The organism is Actinotalea sp. C106, from assembly GCF_023630195.1.
In the GTDB taxonomy this organism is placed as follows: Bacteria; Actinomycetota; Actinomycetes; order Actinomycetales; family Cellulomonadaceae; genus Actinotalea.
Map to the genome: position 1 here is coordinate 1 of NZ_JALPKN010000572.1, position 839 is coordinate 839.

At 77.0% G+C, this 839-nt stretch carries 1 protein-coding gene; it reads left to right on the plus strand.

From position 1 onward, the window contains the following. A partial coding sequence (locus tag L0B03_RS18555) for a hypothetical protein (protein ID WP_250448578.1) occupies positions 1-839 on the plus strand: 839 nt, incomplete at both ends.

Here is an 839-nt window from a genome sequence, read left to right on the forward strand (position 1 = left end):
CAGCGCGCCCTGGCCGCCGACGCCGAGGGCACCGGCCTCGCCGAGATCCACGCCGAGCTCGGCGCCACCCTGGGCCTGACCGCCGCAGACCAGGAGCGCCTCGCCGAGCTCGAGATGGCCACCGAGGCCGACCTGCTGCACCCGGTGCCCGCCGTCTTGCCGCGGCTGCGCGAGGCCCGGAAGGCCGCCGGGCGGGTGGTCTTCGTCTCGGACATGTACCTGCCGGCCGAGTTCATCACCGAGCAGCTGCGCCAGCACGGGGCCTGGTGCGAGGGCGATGTGCTCTACGTGTCCCACGCGCACCGCACCTCCAAGCGCTCGGGCACCCTCTTCGCGACGGTCGCGGCCGGCGAGGGGGTGCGCCCCCAGGACCTGCGCCACTACGGCAACGACGACGACGCCGACGTCCGCGCGGCCCGCCGTGCCGGGGCCCAGGGGGTCCTGCTGCCGGAGGGCAACCCCGGCCGGTTCGAGCTCCTCCTGCAGCGGCACCGCGAGAGCACCGACGGGCTCTCGGCGGCGATGGCGGGGGCCTCGCGCCTGGCGCGGCTCGACGTGCGCGCGTGGACGAGCCGCGAGCGGGCCCTCATCGAGGTAGCCGCCGGGGTGCTCGCGCCCGTCCTGACCAGCCACCTCGCCGCCGAGCTGCGGCACGTCAAGGCCGCCCAGGCCGCTGAGCTGACCTTCACCGACGACGCCCCCGGTCGCACCCTCATGCGCCTCGCGGTGCGGCTCGGACCGGACCTGCCCCTGCGCATCGAGCCTGGCACCCGGCTCGACGACGCCGGGATGCCCCGCGGCCGCCGCCCCGTCGTCGAGCTGTGCGCGGCGGGCCTGGG